The 21,128-nt window shown below is 62.7% G+C and carries 18 protein-coding genes; 15 read left to right on the forward strand and 3 right to left on the reverse strand.

Annotated elements, in window-relative coordinates:
* Positions 1 to 170: 170 nt before the first annotated feature.
* From ACF8K2_RS02975 to ACF8K2_RS03000, 6 genes are all read left to right on the forward strand, one after another.
* Complete coding sequence (locus ACF8K2_RS02975; protein WP_392463399.1) at positions 171 to 1,550, forward strand: OprD family porin; 1,380 nt, start codon at positions 171 to 173, stop codon at positions 1,548 to 1,550.
* A gap of 71 nt (positions 1,551 to 1,621) precedes the next feature.
* Positions 1,622 to 3,217 carry an ABC transporter substrate-binding protein gene (locus ACF8K2_RS02980; RefSeq protein WP_392463400.1) on the forward strand — a complete coding sequence of 532 codons (1,596 nt, stop codon included), beginning with the start codon at positions 1,622 to 1,624 and terminating at the stop codon, positions 3,215 to 3,217.
* An 88-nt stretch (positions 3,218 to 3,305) separates the two neighbouring features.
* Positions 3,306 to 4,316, forward strand: coding sequence for an ABC transporter permease subunit (locus tag ACF8K2_RS02985; RefSeq protein WP_186554052.1), 1,011 nt, complete (start codon positions 3,306 to 3,308; stop codon positions 4,314 to 4,316).
* A 9-nt stretch (positions 4,317 to 4,325) separates the two neighbouring features.
* Positions 4,326 to 5,252 (forward strand): ABC transporter permease subunit, encoded by a 927-nt coding sequence (locus ACF8K2_RS02990; protein WP_186554053.1) that lies wholly within the window; start codon positions 4,326 to 4,328, stop codon positions 5,250 to 5,252.
* Between the two features lie 10 nt (positions 5,253 to 5,262).
* A complete protein-coding gene (locus ACF8K2_RS02995; protein ID WP_186554054.1) occupies positions 5,263 to 6,231 on the forward strand; it encodes an ABC transporter ATP-binding protein in 969 nt (322 codons plus the stop codon).
* Entirely contained in the window at positions 6,231 to 7,199 is a 969-nt protein-coding gene (locus ACF8K2_RS03000; RefSeq protein ID WP_186554055.1) for a peptide ABC transporter ATP-binding protein, read from the forward strand. The genes ACF8K2_RS02995 and ACF8K2_RS03000 overlap by 1 nt, the downstream gene beginning before the upstream one ends.
* Positions 7,200 to 7,443: 244 nt before the next feature.
* Here ACF8K2_RS03000 and ACF8K2_RS03005 read toward each other — a convergent pair whose 3' ends face one another.
* Positions 7,444 to 8,400 carry a hypothetical protein gene (locus ACF8K2_RS03005; protein WP_392463401.1) on the reverse strand — a complete coding sequence of 319 codons (957 nt, stop codon included), beginning with the start codon at positions 8,398 to 8,400 and terminating at the stop codon, positions 7,444 to 7,446.
* A gap of 293 nt (positions 8,401 to 8,693) precedes the next feature.
* On the opposite strand from ACF8K2_RS03005, the gene ACF8K2_RS03010 reads away from it, so the two are divergent.
* From ACF8K2_RS03010 to ACF8K2_RS03025, 4 genes are all read left to right on the forward strand, one after another.
* A complete protein-coding gene (locus ACF8K2_RS03010; RefSeq protein ID WP_392463477.1) occupies positions 8,694 to 9,503 on the forward strand; it encodes a helix-turn-helix domain-containing protein in 810 nt (269 codons plus the stop codon).
* A 63-nt stretch (positions 9,504 to 9,566) separates the two neighbouring features.
* Positions 9,567 to 10,973, forward strand: a complete 1,407-nt coding sequence (locus tag ACF8K2_RS03015) for an NAD(P)/FAD-dependent oxidoreductase (protein ID WP_392463402.1) — start codon at positions 9,567 to 9,569, stop codon at positions 10,971 to 10,973.
* Between the two features lie 33 nt (positions 10,974 to 11,006).
* Entirely contained in the window at positions 11,007 to 11,348 is a 342-nt protein-coding gene (locus ACF8K2_RS03020; protein WP_186554058.1) for a cupin domain-containing protein, read from the forward strand.
* A 69-nt stretch (positions 11,349 to 11,417) separates the two neighbouring features.
* Positions 11,418 to 12,497, forward strand: a complete 1,080-nt coding sequence (locus tag ACF8K2_RS03025) for a polyamine ABC transporter substrate-binding protein (RefSeq protein ID WP_392463403.1) — start codon at positions 11,418 to 11,420, stop codon at positions 12,495 to 12,497.
* Between the two features lie 71 nt (positions 12,498 to 12,568).
* On the opposite strand, the gene ACF8K2_RS03030 is transcribed toward ACF8K2_RS03025, so the two are convergent.
* Positions 12,569 to 14,152 (reverse strand): peptide chain release factor 3, encoded by a 1,584-nt coding sequence (locus ACF8K2_RS03030; protein WP_186554060.1) that lies wholly within the window; start codon positions 14,150 to 14,152, stop codon positions 12,569 to 12,571.
* 579 nt (positions 14,153 to 14,731) lie between these two features.
* Here ACF8K2_RS03030 and ACF8K2_RS03035 point away from each other — a divergent pair.
* From ACF8K2_RS03035 to ACF8K2_RS03055, 5 genes are all read left to right on the forward strand, one after another.
* Entirely contained in the window at positions 14,732 to 15,445 is a 714-nt protein-coding gene (locus ACF8K2_RS03035; RefSeq protein WP_186554061.1) for an ABC transporter permease, read from the forward strand.
* A 13-nt stretch (positions 15,446 to 15,458) separates the two neighbouring features.
* Positions 15,459 to 16,370 (forward strand): glycine betaine ABC transporter substrate-binding protein, encoded by a 912-nt coding sequence (locus ACF8K2_RS03040; RefSeq protein ID WP_186554062.1) that lies wholly within the window; start codon positions 15,459 to 15,461, stop codon positions 16,368 to 16,370.
* Complete coding sequence (locus ACF8K2_RS03045; protein ID WP_186554063.1) at positions 16,367 to 17,020, forward strand: ABC transporter permease; 654 nt, start codon at positions 16,367 to 16,369, stop codon at positions 17,018 to 17,020. Before ACF8K2_RS03040 ends, ACF8K2_RS03045 begins: the two co-directional genes overlap by 4 nt.
* Positions 17,017 to 18,174 (forward strand): betaine/proline/choline family ABC transporter ATP-binding protein, encoded by a 1,158-nt coding sequence (locus ACF8K2_RS03050; RefSeq protein WP_186554064.1) that lies wholly within the window; start codon positions 17,017 to 17,019, stop codon positions 18,172 to 18,174. The genes ACF8K2_RS03045 and ACF8K2_RS03050 overlap by 4 nt, the downstream gene beginning before the upstream one ends.
* A 93-nt stretch (positions 18,175 to 18,267) precedes the next feature.
* Positions 18,268 to 18,546, forward strand: coding sequence for a hypothetical protein (locus ACF8K2_RS03055; RefSeq protein WP_392463404.1), 279 nt, complete (start codon positions 18,268 to 18,270; stop codon positions 18,544 to 18,546).
* Between the two features lie 64 nt (positions 18,547 to 18,610).
* Here ACF8K2_RS03055 and ACF8K2_RS03060 read toward each other — a convergent pair whose 3' ends face one another.
* Entirely contained in the window at positions 18,611 to 21,034 is a 2,424-nt protein-coding gene (locus ACF8K2_RS03060) for a TonB-dependent siderophore receptor (protein ID WP_392463405.1), read from the reverse strand.
* Positions 21,035 to 21,128 lie beyond the last annotated feature (94 nt).

Raw genomic sequence — 21,128 nt, forward strand, 5'->3', positions numbered from 1 at the left:
ATGCCCACGCGTCTCGCGTGCGTGGGAACGGGCTTGCCCCGCGATGAGGCCGGCACCGAATCCTTGCCCCCGAACTTGCCCGGTCACCCCGCGGCAACCCCTGCACCACCGCAACAGCGCCTGCTCACAAGGCAGGTCGATAACTAAAAAAATGAAAGGGAGCTTTCACCTTGAGACCCATTATCCCCACCGCACTAGCCCTGTCGGTCAGCGCCTTCAGCGCCCTCGCCCAGGCCGAACCGGCCAGCCAGGCGTTCTTTCCGCTGAGCCTCAAAGCGTCCAGCGAACAAGCCGAGGCAAGCGGCTTCTTCGAGGGCCAGAGCCTGACCGGCAGCACCCGCAACTGGTACGCCCGCGAACGCGCCACCCGCGCACCGCTGTGGCAGTACAGCAAGAGCGACGGCAGCCGCCACGACACCCACAGCCGCGACAACTGGGTGCAGGGCACCATCCTCAACTACAGCTCGGGCTTCACCCAAGGCACCGTGGGCTTCGCCACTGAAGTCGCGGCCTACAACGCCATCGCCCTGGAACGCGGCCGCGCCGCCATCGCCGGGCCCAACAACCGCACCCTGACCCACAGCGACGGCGACCCGGTCGGCCAATGGAGCAAGGCGGGCCTGGCCAATATCAAGGCACGCATCTCCAATACCACCCTGACCGTCGGCCGCCAGTCGCTCGACACGCCGATGATCGCCTACATCGGCAACCGCGCCCTGCCCTCGAGCTTCCAAGGTGTGAGCCTGCACAGCGCCGAGTTCGACAACTTGTCGTTCGACCTGGGCAGCTTCGACCGGGTCTCGCCGCGCACCGAGCAGAGCCTGAGCAAATTCCGCAGCGAGTACGGCGCCGCCGGGGTAGAGACCGACCGCGCGAGCACGGCCGGGGTCAACTACCAACCGTTCAAGAGCCTGACCACCAGCCTGTATGCCACCAAGGTCGACGACTTCTGGAACCAGTACTACTTCGGCGCCAACCATGTGCTTGGCGACAGCGCGGTACTGAGCCTGACCACCGGTCTTAACTACTACAAGACCGTGGATGAAGGCAGCAAGAAGATGGGCGAAATCGACAACGACACCTACAGTCTGTCGTTCGGTCTGACCCACCAGGCGCACACCCTCACTGCCTCCTGGCAGCAAGTGAATGGCAACGAGTACTTCGACTACCTGAACGAGACCAACGGCATCTACCTGGCCAACTCGCTGCTGTCGGACTTCAACGGCCCCAACGAGAAATCGCTGCAGCTCTCCTACGTGCTGAACATGGCGCCTTACGGCGTGCCAGGGCTCAAGTTCAACCTGTACAACGCTCGTGGCTGGGGCATCGACGGCACGCACTACCGCGGCAATGCCTACAATGTGCGCGGCATGGACGGCGAGACCCACTATGAGTGGGGTATCGGCACCAGCTATGCAGTGCAGAGTGGGCCTCTGAAAGACACCAGCATCCGCGCCACCTACACCGCGCACCGGGCGAGCAAGGCCCAGGCCGACGGTAGCCTGGACGAGCTGCGTATCGTCACCACCATTCCGTTCAACATCCTCTGACCGTTGACGCCACGGCTCGCGTCAGGCGGGCCGTGGCGGCTACGCTGGAATCATCACTGCAGGGAGGTTCCATGAGATCTCTACCGCTACGCGCTGCCCTGGCAGCGGTTATCCTCGGCGCCGCCAGTCATCTGGCCGCCAAGCCATTGGTGGTGTGCACCGAGGCCAGCCCGGAAGGCTTTGACATCGTCCAGTACACCACCGCGGTCACCGCCGATGCCTCGGCCGAGACCGTGTTCAACCGCCTGGTCGATTTCAAGCCGGGCACCACCGATATCCAGCCGGCCCTGGCCGAACGCTGGGAGGTCAGCGAGGACGGCCTGAGCTACACCTTCCACCTGCGCCAAGGGGTGAAATTCCACACCACCGACTACTTCAAGCCGACTCGCGACTTCAATGCCGACGACGTGCTGTGGAGCATCCGCCGCCAGCTCGATCCGAACCATCCGTGGCACGACAAGACCAGCGTCGGCTACCCGTATTTTGAAAGCATGGCCTTCAAGGACCTGCTCAAGTCGGTGGAAAAGACCGACGCGCACACCGTGGTGTTCACCCTCAATCGCCCGGAGGCGCCGTTCCTGCGCGACATGGCCATGGCCTTCACCTCGATCTACTCCGCCGAATATGGCGACCAGTTGCTCAAGGCCGGTAAAACCGGCGAGCTCAACAGCAAGCCAATTGGCACCGGCCCGTTCATCTTCCAACGCTACAACAAGGACGCCCAGGTCCGCTTCAAGCCCAACCCTGAGTACTTTCGCGGCAAGCCCCCGGCCGATGCGCTGATCTTCGCCATCGCTACCGACAGCAACGTGCGCCTGCAAAAGCTGCGCGCCAACGAATGTCAGGTGGCGCTCTATCCCAAGCCCGATGATGTGCCTTCGATCAAGACCGACCCGAAACTCAAGGTCGCCGAAATGGAAGCCCTGGTGACCGGCTACATCGCCCTCAATACCGAGCACAAGTACCTGCGCGATGTACGCGTGCGCAAGGCCATCGACATGGCCTTCGACCGCCAGACCCATGTCGATCAGTTGTTTGGCAAAGGCAATGCGCTGGTCGGGGTCAATCCCTATCCGCCGACCATGATCGGCTTCAATAACGACAACAAGAATCCACCCCGCGATCTGGATAAAGCCCGTGCCCTGCTCAAGGAGGCTGGCGTTCCAGAAGGCACGGTGCTGACCCTGTTCACCCGCAATGGCGGCGGCCCGACCAACCCCAACCCACGGCTGTCGGCCGAGATGCTCCAGGCCGACCTGGCCAAGATCGGCATCAAGCTCGACATCCGCGTGATGGAGTGGGCCGAGATGCTGCGCCGGGCCAAGAATGGCGAGGCGGACATGGTTTCCACCGGTTGGGCCGGCGACAACGGCGACCCGGACAACTTCCTCAGCCCACTGCTCAGCTGCGATGCGGCCAAAAGCGGCGAGAACTATGCGCGCTGGTGCAACCCTAAGTTTCAACAGCTGATTACCCGCGCCCGTGAAGTGATCGACAACGATGAGCGCGCAAGCCTCTATTTCAAGGCCTTGGCGGTGTACGATGAGGACCAGCCTTGGATCAGCATGGCTCATCCGAAGATGTTCACAGCCATGCGTGAGAACGTGGAGGGTTATCACATCAACCCTCTGACCAATAACAACTTCGCCACTACTCGGGTGAAGTAGAACAATAACGACCGCCGGCAACCCACACGGGCACCGGCGGCATGCTCTAACCGGCTGGCAAGTCCAGCCTGATGAGGTAACCCAGACAATGTTGAGTTTTATTGCCCGGCGCCTAGGCCTGCTGATTCCGACGTTTTTCGGCATCACCTTGCTGACCTTTGCGCTCATACGCCTGATCCCCGGCGACCCGGTGGAAGTGATGATGGGCGAGCGCAGGGTCGACCCCGAGATGCATGCCCAGGCCATGGAGCGCCTGGGCCTGAACAAGCCGCTACCAGCCCAGTACCTGGACTACGTCGGCAAGCTGGCCCAGGGCGACCTGGGCGAGTCCCTGCGCACCCGTGAAAGCGTGTGGAACGAGTTCACCACGCTGTTCCCGGCCACCCTCGAACTGGCTTTCGCCGCCCTGCTGTTCGCCGGCATCGTCGGCCTGCTGGCCGGGGTGATTGCCGCGCTCAAGCGCGGCTCGCTGTTCGACCATGGGGTGATGGGCATCTCGCTGGCTGGCTACTCGATGCCGATCTTCTGGTGGGGCCTGATCCTGATCATGTTCTTCTCCGTGAGCCTGGGCTGGACGCCCGTGTCGGGGCGGATCGATCTGCTCTACGACATCGAGCCGAAGACCGGCTTCATGCTCATCGACACCCTGCTCAGCGATGAACAAGGCGCGTTCAAGGACGCGGTGATGCACCTGATCCTGCCGGCCATCGTGCTCGGCACCATTCCGCTGGCGGTGATCGCCCGCATGACCCGCTCGTCGATGCTCGAAGTGCTGCGCGAAGACTACATCCGCACCGCGCGCGCCAAAGGCCTGTCGCCAGCCCGCGTGGTGTTCGTGCATGGCCTGCGCAACGCACTGATCCCGGTGCTCACTGTGTTCGGCCTGCAAGTCGGCACCTTGCTGGCCGGCGCGGTGCTCACCGAAACCATCTTCTCCTGGCCGGGCATCGGCAAATGGCTGATCGAAGCCATCGGCGCCCGTGACTACCCCGTGGTCCAGAACGGCATCCTGTTGATCGCCTGCCTGGTAATCCTGGTCAACTTCGTCGTGGATATCCTCTACGGCCTGGCCAACCCACGCATCCGTCATCAGCGCTGAGGCCTCGTCATGACTAGCCCCATTCCAAACTCCGTGACTCCGCCCAGCCCGGTCGACCAGAGCCTGCTCTACCCCTCGCCGTACAAAGAATTCTGGCAGGCGTTCTCGCGCAACAAAGGCGCGGTGGCGGGCCTGGCGTTCATGTGCCTGGTGGTGTTCTGCGCACTGTTCGCGCCATGGGTGGCTCCGCACAACCCCAGCGAGCAGTACCGCGACTTCTTGCTGACCCCGCCGGTATGGCTTGAAGGCGGCACCTGGCAATTTATCCTCGGCACCGACGAGCTGGGCCGTGACCTGCTTTCGCGGTTGATCCAGGGCGCACGGCTGTCGCTGCTGATCGGCCTGTCGTCGGTGGTGATGTCGTTGATTCCGGGGATCTTCCTCGGTCTGCTTGGCGGGTTCTTCCCGCGCATCCTCGGCCCATCGATCATGCGCCTGATGGACGTCATGCTGGCGCTGCCGTCGCTGCTACTGGCAGTGGCGATCGTCGCCATCCTCGGCCCTGGGCTGATCAACACGGTGATCGCCATCGCCATCGTCTCGCTGCCGTCCTACGTGCGCCTGACCCGCGCCGCGGTGATGGGTGAACTCAACCGCGACTATGTCACCGCCGCCCGCCTGGCCGGCGCCAGCTTGCCGCGCCTGATGTTCATCACCGTGCTGCCCAACTGCATGGCGCCGCTGATCGTGCAGGCGACCTTGAGCTTCTCCTCGGCGATTCTCGACGCCGCCGCGCTGGGCTTCCTTGGCCTTGGCGTGCAACCGCCTACCCCTGAGTGGGGCACCATGCTGGCCTCGGCCCGCGACTACATCGAACGCGCCTGGTGGGTGGTGAGCCTGCCAGGCCTGACCATTTTGCTCAGTGTGCTGGCAATCAACCTGATGGGCGACGGGCTGCGCGATGCGCTGGACCCGAAACTCAAGAACGCCGCCTGAGGAGAACGCCATGTCACTGTTGCAGATCAACAATCTCAATGTGCGCTTCGGCGACGCCGATGCCGTACCTGTCGTGGACGGCTTGGACCTGGCGGTGGACGCGGGCGAGATCGTCGCCATCGTCGGCGAATCCGGCTCAGGCAAGTCGGTGACCATGATGGCCCTGATGGGCCTGATCGACGCCCCGGGGCGGATCACCGCCGATGCCATGACCTTCGCTGGCATCGACATGCTCAAGCTCAGCGGCCGTCAGCGGCGCAAAGTGGTCGGCAAGGACATCGCCATGGTCTTCCAGGACCCGATGACCGCGCTCAACCCTAGCTACACCGTAGGCTTCCAGATCGAAGAAGTACTGCGCCAACACCTGGGTCTCAAGGGCAAGGCGGCGCGCCAACGGGCACTCGAATTGCTCAAGAAGGTCGAGATCCCTGCCGCCGAAAGCCGCCTGGATGCCTACCCGCATCAGCTCTCCGGCGGCATGAGCCAGCGCGTGGCAATCGCCATGGCCATTGCTGGCGAGCCCAAGCTGCTGATCGCCGACGAGCCGACCACCGCGCTGGATGTGACCATCCAGGCGCAGATCATGGAGCTGCTGGTCAACTTGCAGAAAGAACGCAACATGGCCCTGATCCTGATCACCCACGACCTGGCCGTGGTCGCTGAAACGGCCAAGCGCGTATGCGTGATGTACGCCGGCCAAGCGGTGGAAGTCGGCCAGGTGCCGGAGCTGTTCGACCTCCCTGCCCACCCCTACAGCGAGGCGTTGCTGGCGGCCATTCCCGAGCACAGTATCGGCGCCGAGCGCCTGGCCACCTTGCCCGGTATCGTCCCCGGCCGTTACGACCGCCCGCAAGGTTGCCTGCTGTCGCCGCGCTGCCCTTATGTGCAGGACAACTGCCGACGCCAACGCCCGCCTCTTGCCCCGCAGGCGCATAGCCTGGCGCGTTGCTTCTATCCGCTGAACCAGGAGGTGGCGTGATGACCGCCGTGCTTACCGCCCGTGACCTGACCCGCCATTACGAAGTGTCCCGCGGCCTGTTCAAAGGCCACGCCCTGGTACGTGCGCTCAATGGCGTGTCGTTCGAGCTGGAGGCTGGCAAGACCCTCGCCGTAGTGGGCGAGTCCGGTTGTGGCAAGTCGACCCTGGCCCGCGCACTGACCTTGATCGAAGAGCCCACCGCAGGTTCGCTGCAGATCGCCGGCACCGAAGTCAACGGCGCCAGCAAGGCCGAGCGCAAGCAACTGCGCCGCGACGTACAGATGGTCTTCCAGAGCCCGTACGCCTCGCTCAACCCGCGGCAGAAGATCGGCGACCAGTTGGCCGAGCCGCTGCTGATCAACACGTCGCTGAGCAAGGCCGAGCGCCGTGAACGGGTGCAGGCGATGATGCAGCAGGTGGGCCTGCGCCCTGAGCACTACCAGCGTTATCCGCACATGTTCTCCGGTGGCCAGCGCCAGCGGATCGCCCTGGCCCGAGCGATGATGTTGCAGCCCAAGGTGCTGGTGGCCGATGAGCCGACCTCGGCGCTGGATGTGTCGATCCAGGCGCAGGTGCTCAACCTGTTCATGGACCTGCAAAAACAGTTCAACACCGCCTACGTGTTCATCTCGCACAACTTGGCGGTGGTGCGGCATGTGGCCGATCAGGTGTTGGTGATGTACTTAGGAAGGCCAGCGGAGATGGGGCCGAAGGAAGATATCTACGAGAAACCGCTGCATCCCTATACCCAGGCCTTGCTGTCGGCGACGCCGGCGATTCATCCGGATCCGTTGAAGCCAAAAATTCGCATCACCGGGGAGCTGCCTAACCCGCTCAATCCGCCGGATGGCTGTGCGTTTCACAAGCGTTGCCCGTATGCCACGGAGCGCTGTGGCAAGGAAGTGCCGGCTTTCCGCCAGGTAGGTACGCGGCAGGTGGCGTGTCATTACGCAGAGCAGTTTCTTTAGATCGGCATGATGCTTTTTGGGGCCGCTTTGCGGCCCATCGCAGGCAAGCCAGCTCCTACAGGGTTAGCGCGAAGTTCGAAAACTGCGCTGTACCTGTAGGAGCGGGCTTGCCTGCGATGGGCCGCAAGGCGGCCCCAAAAATCTTCAATGCATAAAGATCGCGATCAGAATGATCACCGGAATCGGTACCCCAAGCATCCACAGCAATATAGAGCGCATGATGTTTCTCCTCGAACGTTAACCCTTAGCGAATCGGCGCAGTCCCAGCGTTAACCGCACGCCGCTCGCCATACCCCAGCCCATCCTCGTCGATCCAGCGCGCTTGATCGCGCTGACGACCACCGAACAGGGCAGCGAAGCTTGCGAAAAACGCACCGCACAGCAGCGCAATGAAGGTCCACAGCGCCGTCCACGCCCCTACCTTGGCCGCCGTGTCTGCCGCTTGCTGAGCGGCAACCTTGGCTTTTTGTGCATCTTCCTGAACCTGGGCATAGACCTGATCGACCCGCGCCTCGGCTTCGGCCTGGGTCAAGCGGGTACGCTGCGCCACCAACTGCGCCAGATAAGTGCGGTCAGCCGGATCCATCGCCCCGCCGTTGCTCAGGGCGCGGGTGACAATTCGCCCCGCCACCGCATTGGCCGCATCTTCGCTGACGGCCGCAGGACCCTCGCTACGGAACAGGCCATCGACGTAGTAACCCATCGGATCGGCATCAGGCCCGCCGACATCCTTGGCAACCGCCGCGGTCGACGCGGCAGCCATTCCACCCACCGCAGCGGCACCCGCCTGGGCACCGGCACTGGCGATATTGCCAGCGGTGGCCACGATCAGCGTGGCGGCGACCAAGGTAGCGACTGCCCAGGCCAACAGCCCATGGGCGGTATCGCGGAAATACACCTCATCACCGTGCAGGTTGGCCCACTTCACCCGCAGCCGCCCGGCGATGTAGCCACCAGCACCCGAGGCGATAATCTGCGTGACCAGCAGCCAGACGATGGTGGAAATACCCAGCGCCTTGGCACTGGCGCCCTCATGGGCCCAGGGGGAAGACGCAGCGAACCCCAGGCCTGCGCCGAGGATCATCAGGATCAATGACAAGGCAGCCGCCGCAGCGGCACCCGCGAAGATCGCCGCCCAGGACACACCCGAGCGATTCGGGCCCTCGGCGACGGTGGTTGGCAGATCGGCAGTGGTAATCATGATTCAGCGCCTTTTGTGGTGAGCAACGATTCCATGTGCTTTGCACTTAGGGCGGTGCAGGCGCTGTGCCAACTGTGTCAAAAAATTACACTACAGCAAATCAACGGGTTAGCTGGATCAGGCTGGTCAGGATCGTGCAAAACACCCGGATTGGCGCTTTGAGCTCAGGGTTTTATGCAAGGTCCAGCGCTTGCATCGCGGGGCCAGTCCGCTCCCACCAGGCCCCTGACACAGTGGCAAAATGTGCGGGAGCGGGCTTGCCCCGCGATGATCTCACCGGCACCATCACTTGCATGATCCCGAGCCCACTCCCCGACGGCCCTGAACAAACGCCGATCACCGCCGCAACGGTCCTGCGCTACCACCTGTGCTGGAAGCACCGCGACCTCGACGGGGTGATGGCGCTGTATCACCCGGACGTCGAGTACCACGACTTTTTCCAGAACCGCGTGCTCAACTACCAGGCGCTACGCGACTACGTGCGCGTGTGCCTGCCCCACGAAGCCGGCGAGGACATCGTCCATAGCGATCGCATCCGCGTCGATGGCTGTACTGCGTTCATCCAGTACCAGGTCACCGTGCAGGGCGGCGACGGCCTGGCCGCGTTCCAGTCCAGCGAAGCGATTACGGTCAAGGACGGCTTGATCTGGCGGGTCAACGAGTACGCCACCCTGGTGCGCCAGAGCACGCAGGGGCTCAGCGGCGCTAGCTCGCGCCCAGCTACCAGCCGCCTGGGCTTGTCGCCCAGGCAACTGAGCACCATGGCTCAGGACCTTGAGCACTATTTCCAGCGCCAGCGCCCCTATCTGGACCCCGAACTGGACTTGCAGCGAGTTGCCAAAGAGAGCGGCTACAGCCGCAACCAGATCTCCTACCTGCTCAACCAAGTACTCGGCCAGAGCTTCTATCGCTACGTCAACCAAGCCCGCCTGCAACACCTGCTGGCCGGGCTGGACGATGACAGCGTCGCCTCGACCATGGACGAGCTGGCCTTCAGCGCCGGTTTCAACTCGCTGTCGGCCTTCTACAAAGCCTTTCGCGAACACACCGGTCTTTCGCCCAAGGCCTATGTGAAGCAAGTTTCCCTGCGTGCACGCACGTAAGACAGCCACCGCCACAGGCCCCTAGGATCGGTCACAGACCTTACCGATGTGGAGCCGCACCTGATGCAACCCTGGCGCACGATCAGCCTTTGGATGGACCAGCTCGACGAGCCCCTCTGCGCACGCCCTGCCCTGCGCGAAGACCTCGACCTCGACGTGTGCATCATCGGTGCTGGCTACACCGGGCTGTGGACCGCCTATTACCTCAAGCGCCAGGCACCGCAACTGAAGATCGCCATCGTCGAAGCCAATATCGCCGGCTTCGGCGCCTCCGGGCGCAACGGCGGCTGGCTGATGGGCAACCTGCTCGGCCAGGATCGTCTGCTGGCCACCCTTTCGCCGCAGCAACGGCGCGCCAGCATCGACTTGCTGCATGGCATTCCCGATGAAGTCGACAGCGTGCTCCAGCGCGAAGGCATCGACTGCGACTATCGCAAAGGCGGCGTGCTGTATTGCGCTGCGCGCTACCCCGAGCAGGAGCGCAGCCTGCGCGCCTACCTCGACGACCTCTATCGCCAAGGCATGACCGAGGATGACTACCGCTGGCTGCGCCCCGAGCAGCTGGATGGGCAGCTGCGCGTGAGCAATGCCTACGGCGCGATCTTCAGCCCACATACCGCCACCATTCAGCCAGCCAAGCTGGTGCGCGGCCTGGCCCGGGTAGTCGAGAGCATGGGTGTGACAATCTACGAGAACACCCCCGCCAATGACTTTCAGCCCGGCGAAGTGCGCACGCCGCTGGCCAAGGTGCGCGCCCACTGGGTGGTGCCGGCTGTGGAAGGCTACGCCGCCAGCCTACCGCCGCTGGGTAAGCATCAATTGCCGGTGCAGAGCCTGCTGGTGGCCACCGAGCCGCTGCCTGAATCGACTTGGGAACAGATCGGCCTGGCTCAAGGGCAAGCCTTCAGCGAGAGCAGCCGCCAGGTCACCTACGGCCAGCGCACCGCCGACAACCGCCTGGTGTTCGGCGCACGCGGCGGTTATCGCTTCGGCGGTCGCCTGCGCGAGAACTTCAACCTTGAAGACAACGAGGTCGAGCTGCGCCGTTATCTGTTCGGCGAACTGTTCCCGCAACTCAAGCACGTGCGCATCACCCACTCCTGGGGCGGCAATCTCGGCATGGCACGGCGGTTCCGCCCGCACATGCTTTGCGACCGTCAGCGCGGCATTGCCCTGGCCGGCGGCTATGGCGGTGAAGGCGTCGGCGCTACCAACCTCGGCGGGCGCACCCTGGCGGCGTTGATTCTCGGCCAACACAACCCACTCACCGCCCAGCCCTGGGTGCACGACAACCGCCCAGTGTCGAGCCTGGCCAGCTGGCCGCCCGAACCGTGCCGCTGGCTGGGCTACAACGCGATCATCCAGAGTTTCGTCCACGAGGACAGGACCCTCGCCAACCCTGCCAGCGCGCCGTGGAGGCGGCGCCTGGCCAGTGGCCTGGCGGACTTCATGGAAGGCTTCATGCACTGACTTGCCTTTATCACCACATAGGATCCACCGGTCATGAGCATTACCCAGTTCAAGCACACCGACAGCGCCATCCTCGAGCACGCCAACCCGGTCGCCGTCCCCCTTGGCGAGCCCGTCGCGGTGACGTCGGTCACCAGCGTCGAGCGCAGCGACGGGGTCGAAACCGGCATTTGGGAGTGCAGCCCCGGGCGCTGGCGGCGGCAGATCGTGCAACAGGAATTCTGCCACTTCATCAAGGGCCGCTGCACCTTCACCCCCGACGGTGGCGAGCCCCTGCTCATAGAAGCCGGAGACGCACTGATGCTACCGGCCAACAGCACCGGCACCTGGGATATCCAGGAGACCGTGCGCAAGACCTACGTTCTGATTTTCTGATCCGCTGATCGCCTCTGCCGCCTTTCGATACCCCTTCGATAACAACAGACCAAGCAAGGTATACCGGACATGCGCACGCTTCTTATCGCCCCACTGATGCTGGCCGCCTGCGTGGCCAATGCCGCCGACTCGGTGAAGATCTACAACTGGTCCAGCTACATCGCCCCCGACACCCTGAAGAACTTCCAGCAGGCCAGCGGCATCGTGCCGACCTACGACGTGTTCGACAGCAACGAGACGCTCGACGGCAAACTGATGACCGGTAACTCCGGCTACGACGTGGTCTTTCCTTCCAACCACTTCATGGCCCGGCAAATTCAAGGCAAGGCCTTGAAGAAGCTGGACAAGAGCCAGCTGCCCAATTGGCACAACCTCAACCCGGTGCTGCTCAAGGCGCTGGAGGTCAACGACCCAGGCAACCAGTACGGTTTCCCCTACCTGTGGGGCAGTACCGGCATCGGCTACAACATCGACAAGGTCAAGGCGGTGCTCGGCGATAACGCCCCGGTCGACTCCTGGGACTTGATCTTCAATCCCGAGTACATGGCCAAGCTCAAGAGCTGCGGGGTGGCGGTGCTCGACAATGGCCCGGAGCTGCTGCCAATCGCTCTGCACTACCTGGGCTTGCCGCACCACAGCCAGGGTCCGAAGGACTACGACAAGGCCAAAGCGCTGTTGATGAAGGTGCGCCCGTACATCAGCTACTTCCACTCGTCCAAGTACACCGGCGATCTGGCCAACGGCGATGTCTGCGTGGTGGTCGGTTTTTCGGGGGATGTGCTACAGGCGAAGAACCGCGCCGAGGAGGCCAACAATGGCGTGAAAGTGGGTTATTCGATTCCCAAGGAAGGCGCGCCGATGTGGTTCGACATGGTCGCCATGCCCGCCGATGCGCCCAACGAGAAGGCCGGCTACGCCTACATGAATTACCTGCTGCAGCCGGATGTGATGGCCAACATCAGTAACCATGTGCAGTACGCCAACGGCAACCTCAAGGCGGATGCGCTGGTTGACCCGGCGATGAAGGGCAACACGATGATTTATCCGAGTGAGGATGTGATGGGCAAGCTGTATGCGCTTGAGGCGATGCCGGCGAAGATCGACCGGATTCGCACCAGGATCTGGACCAGCATCAAGGCCGGTAACTGAAACATACGTGGGAGCGGGCTTGCCCCGCGATAGCTCAGGTGAACCTGAAATAGCTATCGCGGGGCCGGCTGTCAGTGGTGTTCGCGAGTCGCGCGGAATTTCACATCCGGCCAGCGCTCTTCCATCAGCGCCAGGTTGACCCGCGTCGGCGCCAGGTAGGTCAGGTGGCCACCGCCATCCACCGCCAGGTTTTCCACCGCCTTGTTCTCGAATTCCTCGAACTTCTTCTTGTCATCGCAGCTGATCCAACGCGCCGACCAAACCGTGATCGGCTCGTAGGCGCATTCGACCTTGTACTCTTCCTTCAAACGGCTGGCGACCACATCGAACTGCAGCACACCGACAGCGCCGAGGATGATGTCGTTGCTGCGCAGCGGGAAGAACACCTGGGTGGCGCCCTCTTCGGCCAACTGCTGCAGACCCTGGCGCAGCTGCTTGGACTTGAGCGGATCCTTCAGGCGTACCCGGCGGAACAGCTCCGGGGCGAAGTGCGGAATACCGGTGAAACCCAGGTTCTCGCCTTCGCTGAAGGTATCGCCGATCTGGATCGTGCCGTGGTTGTGCAGGCCGATGATGTCACCGGCGTAGGCCTCTTCCAACTGCTCACGCTCGGAGGAGAAGAAGGTCAGGGCGTCGCCGATGCGCACGTCCTTGCCGGTGCGCACATGACGCATCTTCATGCCCTTCTCGTACTTGCCCGAGCAGATCCGCATGAAGGCGATGCGGTCGCGGTGTTTCGGGTCCATGTTCGCCTGGATCTTGAACACGAAACCGCTGAACTTCTCTTCCACGGGCTCTACGGTCCGCTCATGGGCGACACGGGCCAACGGACGCGGCGCCCAATCGACCACGGCGTCAAGCACATGGTCGACGCCGAAGTTGCCCAAGGCGGTACCGAAGAACACCGGCGTCAGCTGACCGTTGATGAACTCGTCCTGGTCGAACTCATGACAGGCGCCCTGCACCAGCTCCAGTTGTTCGAGGAAGCGCTCGTACTCATCGCCCAGATGCGCGCGGGCTTCGTCGGAGTCGAGCTTCTCGATGATCTTGACCTCGGTCCGCTCGTGACCATGGCCTGGGGTGTAGACGATGATGTAGTCGCCTGCCAGGTGATAGACACCCTTGAAGTCGCGGTAGCAACCAATCGGCCAGGTGATCGGCGCGGCCTTGATCTTGAGTACCGCTTCGATCTCGTCGAGCAGCTCGATCGGGTCGCGGATATCGCGGTCGAGTTTGTTGATGAAGCTGACGATCGGCGTATCCCGCAGACGGCAGACGTCCATCAGGGCGATGGTCCGCGGCTCTACACCTTTACCGCCGTCGAGCACCATCAGCGCCGAGTCGACCGCGGTCAGGGTGCGGTAGGTATCTTCGGAGAAGTCTTCGTGGCCGGGGGTGTCGAGCAGGTTGATCATGTGCTCGCGATAGGGGAACTGCATCACCGAGGTGGTGATGGAGATGCCGCGCTGCTTCTCCATTTCCATCCAGTCGGAGGTGGCGTGGCGGTCGGACTTACGCGACTTCACGGTACCGGCGACGGCAATGGCCTTGCCCATCAGCAGGAGCTTCTCGGTGATGGTGGTCTTACCGGCGTCGGGGTGGGAAATGATTGCGAAAGTGCGGCGCTTCGCGACTTCGGCGGCCTGGTTGGTCATGGGAAATCGCCTGACTGGGGATTGAAAAAAGGGGCGATATCATACCTGAAGTCGGCCAAGGACCAAAGCCGGGGTGTCTGGCGTTCCGGCAAAAATGATGTGTGGTCTACTCCAGCCTCTGCGCGAGTCAGCCTGCTCTTACCGGGATTACCACCAAACCTGTGGGAGCGGGCTTGCCCGCGAAGAGGCCGCAACAGGCAGAACCCCAATGTCTGCGACACAAAATAATTTAACTGCCCAGGCTTTTCATGACAAATGGCTGCAGCGCAGTTATTTCAACGCCTGTAACGCACAAAGCCGCTGCTTTATCCTGCTAATAAGCACGCTACCCAGTGATTAACGCTGGCCAAATGCCGCTGTAGATGGGAACCTTTACGGCTACGGAGACGTCCACTCCCCTGTAACCGCCGCTGGTTGGGGACTGGTTTCATCAGCATTTTCGGGCCCGACGGGGTTCGGCTCATGGCCTGATCGCAGCCTTCGGTTGCTTCACGCTGCTACTCGCGAACACACCACTCGCTGCCAGGTATGGCCGGCCAAAAAAAGAGTGTGCTCGCCGACAACACAAGGAGTCCGCCTGTGGCTACACGCTACGGAAAAGGGCTGTTGGGATGCGCCACCGTGCTCGTCATCCTGGCCCTGCTGATCCACTGGATCGGCCTCGATACGATCGCGCGCTATCGCGACGATCTGTGGTTTTACCTGCAAGCGCACCTGGTGCTGGTGTTGGCTTCGATGGCGGCGGCGTTGGCCGTGGGCATCCCCGCTGGCATTGCGTTGAGTCGACCGCACCGGGTCGACAAAGCCGAGCGCTTCATGCAGTTCTTCAACGTTGGCAACACCATTCCCCCCCTGGCCGTTCTGGCCATCGCCCTGAGTATCCTGGGCATCGGCGCAGGTCCTGCGATCTTCGCGCTGTTCCTCGCCTCCCTCCTGCCTATTGTGCGCAACACCTACGAAGGCCTGAAAAACGTCCCCGCCTCGCTCAAGGAAGCCGCCACCGGCATCGGCATGACCCCGCGCCAGCAACTCTGGCAGGTCGAATTGCCCAATGCCGTGCCGATCATCGTCGGCGGTGTGCGCGTGGCCCTGGCGCTGAACGTCGGCACCGCCCCCCTGGCCTTCCTGATCGGCGCCAACAGCCTGGGCAGCCTGATTTTCCCCGGCATCGCCCTGAACAACCAGCCACAACTGTTGCTCGGCGCTGCCTGTACCGCGTTGCTGGCACTGGTGCTGGATGCCGCGGTGAGTTTCTCCAGCAAGCGCTGGCTGGAACGTGGCCTGGCCCAATAACAAGAGGGAACGTATGAACAAGACAATCGCCTTGCTGCTGGGCGCGGCCCTGCTGTTCGCAGGATTTGCCCAGGCGGCGGACAAACCGCTGGTACGCATCGGCGCGCGGGTGTTCACCGAACAGACCGTGCTCGCTGAAATCACCGCCCAATACCTGCGCGCCAACGGCTTCGATGTGCGCGTGACCACTGGCCTTGGCAGCAGCATCGCTCGCCAGGCGCAGGAAACCGGCCAGCTCGACCTGATGTGGGAATACACCGGGGTGTCGCTGGTGTCCTACAACCACATCGACGAGCGCATGCCCAGCGCCGAGGCCACCTATGCCAAGGTCAAGGAGCTGGACGCAAAGAAAGACCTGATCTGGCTGGCCCCGTCGAAATTCAGCAACACCTATGCCCTGGGCTTGCCCAAACAGATCGCCGAGGCCTACCCGCAGATCAACTCGATCAGCGACCTCAACCAGGTGCTGCGTGACGAACACCAGCGTAATCACCTGGTGGCCCTGGACACCGAGTTCGCCAACCGCCCAGACGGCCTGGTCGGCCTCAAAGAGATGTACGACCTGCAAGTTGGCCGCGCCAACATCCGCCAGATGGACGCCGGCCTGGTCTACACCGCCATGCACAACAACCAGGTGTTCGCCGGCCTGGTCTACACCACCGACGGGCGCCTGAGCGCGTTCAACCTCAAGCTGCTCGAAGACGACAAGCACTACTTCCCCGACTACACCGCAGCGCCGGTGGTACGCAAGGCAGTGCTCGACGCCAACCCGCAACTGGTCGCCCTGCTCAAGCCGCTGGCCGAGCAGCTCGACGACGAGACCATGCGTCAGCTCAACGCCAAGGTCGACGTCGACCACCAGAACCCCACCGCCGTCGCCGCCGCATTCCTGCGTGAGCACCCCCTCAAGGAGGTCCAGCCATGAGCTTGCTCGACACGTTCGCCCACCTCGACTGGGCCCAGGTGCTGCAGCTGACCTGGCAGCACATCATGCTGGTCGGCATCGCGGTCAGCCTGGCCATTCTCGTCGGCGTGCCACTGGGTATCCTGATGACCCGCTTCCCGGTCGTTGCCGGCCCGCTGCAAGCCAGCGCCACTGTGCTGCTGACCATCCCCTCGATCGCCCTGTTCGGCCTGCTGCTGCCGTTCTACTCCAAGTTCGGCCAGGGGCTCGGCCCGCTGCCAGCGATCACCGCGGTGTTCCTTTATTCACTGCTGCCGATCCTGCGCAACACCTACCTGGCGCTGACCAACGTCGAGCCGGGCATCCGTGAAGCGGCACGCGGCATCGGCATGACCTTCGGCCAACGCCTGCGCATGGTCGAGCTGCCCATCGCGGTGCCGGTGATTCTCGCTGGCGTGCGTACCGCCGTGGTGATGAACATCGGCGTCATGACCATCGCCGCAACCATCGGTGCTGGCGGCCTGGGCGTGCTCATCCTCACTTCCATCAGCCGCAGCGACATGTCGATGCTGCTGGTCGGCGCCGTGCTGGTCAGCCTGCTGGCGATCATCGCCGACCTGCTCCTGCAAACCCTGCAACGTGCCCTGACTCCAGAAGGACTGCGCTCATGATCGAACTCAAGAACCTCAGCAAGACCTTCAACGTCAACGGCAAGGACGTCAAAGCCGTCGACTCGGTAAGCCTGACCGTCAACGAAGGCGAAATCTGCGTATTCCTCGGCCCCTCGGGCTGCGGCAAGAGCACCACCCTGAAGATGATCAACCGCTTGATCACGCCGACCTCCGGCCAGGTGTTCATCAATGGCGAAGACACCACTGGCCTGGACGAAGTGACCTTGCGCCGGCACATCGGCTACGTAATCCAGCAGATCGGTCTGTTTCCCAACATGACCATCGAGGAGAACATCACCGTGGTGCCCCGCTTGCTCGGCTGGGACAAGCAAAAATGCCACGAGCGCGCCCGCGAGCTGATGAGCATGATCAAGCTCGAGCCCAAGCAGTACCTGCAACGCTATCCGCGGGAACTGTCCGGCGGCCAGCAGCAGCGTATTGGTGTGATTCGCGCACTGGCTGCCGAAGCGCCGGTGCTGCTGATGGACGAACCGTTCGGCGCGGTCGACCCGATCAACCGGGAGATGATCCAGAACGAATTCTTCGAGATGCAACGAGCACTGAACAAGACCGTGATCATGGTCAGCCACGACATCGACGAGGCCATCAAGCTGGGCGACAAGATCGCCATCTTCCGCGCCGGCAAGCTGTTGCAGCTGGATCATCCGGACACCCTGCTGGCCCATCCGGTGGATGATTTCGTCAGCAACTTCGTAGGTCAGGACAGCACGCTCAAGCGCCTGCTGCTGGTGCGGGCAGAAGACGCGGCGGACAACGCGCCCTCGGTCAGCCCCGAGACGCCGGTCAGCGATGCCCTGGAGCTGTTGGACGAGCATGACCGGCGCTATGTGGTGGTCACCGATGCCGGTAACAAGGCGCTGGGCTATGTGCGCCGGCGTGACATGCATCGCCAGCAAGGCACCTGTGGCGACTTCCTGCGCCAGTTCAACGCTACCGCATCGCACGATGAGCACCTGCGTATCCTGTTGTCGCGGATGTACGAGTTCAACCGGGCCTGGCTGCCGGTGCTGGATGCCGAGCAGGTGTTCCTCGGCGAGGTCACCCAGGAGTCGATTGCTGCCTACTTGAGCTCGGGACGCTCGCGCGGGGCCAAGACCAGCATCGTTTCACCTGCAGAAGCGGTGGCTTCTTAAGACCGTTCGCTCAATAACCTAGGAGCAGGCTGACTTATACAAGCCGTGCGTCCGGGCATCATTGGCGATCACCGATGTTACCCGGACCGCGCCATGAGAAAGTCGATCACTGCCTGCTGCATCTTCGCCTGCGTGACAGCCGAAGCGGAATTCAATATACAACCCGAGCAGACCTCAAGCCTGCAGTGGCAGGCGCAGGACTGCCGGAAACTGACGGGCATGGAGCAAAGTCTGTGTCAGAAAAGTGGGGGCTTTGCATCCGATTGCCAATCGCTGGGCAATGCCCATGATCGCAATCAGTGTCTGCTTGGCATTACTGACGAGCAGGCTCCCCCAAAACGCAGCCTCGATGGGCAACCAAGGCCGCGATAGTCAGTAGAGAAGCGCCCTGCTCACCGGCCGCTGCGACTTGCACGCGAAAAGAGCGCCGCCTATGTCAGAACCCGACGCTAGCCTGCACATAGAATGTGCGCGGCTCGCCCAGGTACAACCCCGAGTTGTTGTCGCTGGAGCGGGTGTAGTACTGCTTGTCGAACAGGTTCTTGACCCCGGCTGCCAACTTCAAATTGGACATCTGCGGCCCAAAGTCATAACCACCACGGGCATGCCAGGTCACGTAACCAGGAATGTCGCCATACTGTCCATCGGCACTCGGCTCGGTGATGTAGTCGCCGTTGAAGCTACCGTCGTTGTTGATGCCGGTGCCCGGCGCACGCTGCTTGGATTGGGCGAAAGCGTCCAGATTCCAGGTCCAGCGATTGACCTGGTAACGCAGCCCGGCAGTAGCCACCTGGCGCGAGTAGAACGGCAAGTCGCGTCCCTTGAATCCGGGAATCTCGCCTTCATAAGTGGCGCGGGTATAAGTGAAGCCAGCATTGGCCGACAGGCCTTCCAGGCGTGGATCCAGGCCGGCCAGGTCATAGCGCAGCGAGGCTTCGATGCCCTGGTGCTTGGTCGCGCCGAGGTTGGTCCAGCCAACGTCATTGCTGATGTACTGCAGCTCATCGTCGAAGTCGATGTAGAACGCGGTCAGCTCACCGGCAAAGTTGCCGTTGTCATAGCGAGTACCGATTTCGTAGGTCTTGGCCTTCTCGGGTTCCAGGCCATTGGCGGTGCTGTTGCCAGTGCCACCCTGACCGAGCTGGAAGTACTGCAGGCTGCCGAACGAGGTCTCGTAGTTGGCGAACACTTTCCACGCATCGGAGAGGTGGTACATCACGCTCAATGCCGGCAGCGGCTCGTTACTGGTAATGCTGCGATTCCTCTCTGGCACCGGTTTGCCGTTGGCGCCGAGCACCGGGCGATCACGCCAGTCGGTGTTGATGTGCTCGAAGCGGATGCCAGGGGTGATGGTCCAGTTGCCCACATCGATCTTGTCGTCGATGTAGTAGGCGCTGGCCTCGGTGCCACCGCTACGGTCCTGGAACACATGGCCATCGGAGGTAGGCGTCGGCGTCGGCACATTGTCGATCAGTTCCAGGCGGGTCGACTGCTCACGCATGGCTTCTTTCAGGTAGCGATAACCGACGCTGACTTCCTGGGTCGTTGGGCCGGCGAAGAAGATCCGCGACACGCGCGGCTCGATCGCGAAGGTGTGGTAGTTGCGCGGATACGACGACAAGGTTTTCTGGTCACGCGAAGCGATGGCGCTGCCGCGGAAGCTGTCGGTGTAGTAGGTCAGCACTTCGAACTGGGTGGCGTCATCGATCTGCCGCTGCCATTTGAATGAGACATCTTTGCGCCGGCCAGCAAAATAGTCGTAGTCCCGCACCGACTGGTACGGATCACTGTCGAACTGCGCCTGGGTCAAACCACCGGGCATATCGGCGCGGCCGTCGTAGTAGTGAAAGTTGAGCCAGAACTCGTCGCTGTCGGTCGGCGCCCAATGGGTCTTGAGGATGACGTCGTCGATGTCGTTGCCATTGTTGCTGCTGCGATAGCCATTGCCGTTGACCCCGGTGTACAGCAAGGCCACCCCCATGCCGTTGTCGGCGGTGCCGCCAACGAACGCCGATTCGGTGTGTTTCCAGCCGCCATGGCTGGAGGTTTCCAGGGTGGTGGACAACTCGGCACTGGCCTTCTGCGGGATTGCCCGGGTAACGAAGTTGATCACCCCGCCGACGTTCTGCGGGCCGTAGCGCACCGAGCCTGCACCGCGCACCACGTCAATGCTGTCGAGGTTGCCCGAGGAAATCGGCGCCATCGACAGTTGCGGCTGCCCATAGGGGGCGAAGGCTGCGGGGATGCCGTCGATCAACACGGTCGAGCGCGGCGAAAGGCGCGAGGTCAGGCCGCGCACGCCGACGTTCAGCGACAAGTCGCTGCCGCCCGTGCCGTTGGAATCCTGCACCTGCACACCGGGGATGCCGCGCAATACATCGCGCACGTTCATCGCGCCCTCTTCGACCATCGCTTCACGGCGCACCACGGTGCGCGCGCCGGGGTGATTCTGCACCACGCTTTGCTGGGCATCGCCCAGCCAGTCGCCGACCACCTTCACATCAGTAGGCGCCAGCTCCAGGCTGCCGGTGCTCAGGGTGCCCGCGCTCTGCGCCGGTTTGACCACCACGGTGTCCTGGGAAATCTCGTAGGTCAGGCCACTGCCCTGCAGCAATTGTTGCAAAGCCTGCTCGGGCGCCAGGCTGCCAGACACGGCCGGGGCCTGCTTGCCGGCTACCAGCTCCGGGCTGAAGAACAACTGCAGATTGGTCTGCTGGCCGAGTTGGGCCAGGGCCGAAGACAGCGGCTGGGCTTGGATCTGGATGGCAGCAGGCGCCTGTTCGGCATAGGTGTGGGCAGAGGCGGCACTGACCGCCAGGGCCAAGGCCAGGGAGCGAAGCTTGGGCTTATTGTTTTTCACGTCGTCGAATGATCCTGAATGTCGGGACAAACGCCAACTGCACGCAAATGTAAATGCTTGGCAGTTGCAGCTGGCGGGGAAGACGAACGGGCGA

This window comes from Pseudomonas sp. xss_2, from assembly GCF_043104195.1.
Taxonomy (GTDB): domain Bacteria; phylum Pseudomonadota; class Gammaproteobacteria; order Pseudomonadales; family Pseudomonadaceae; genus Aquipseudomonas; species Aquipseudomonas urmiensis.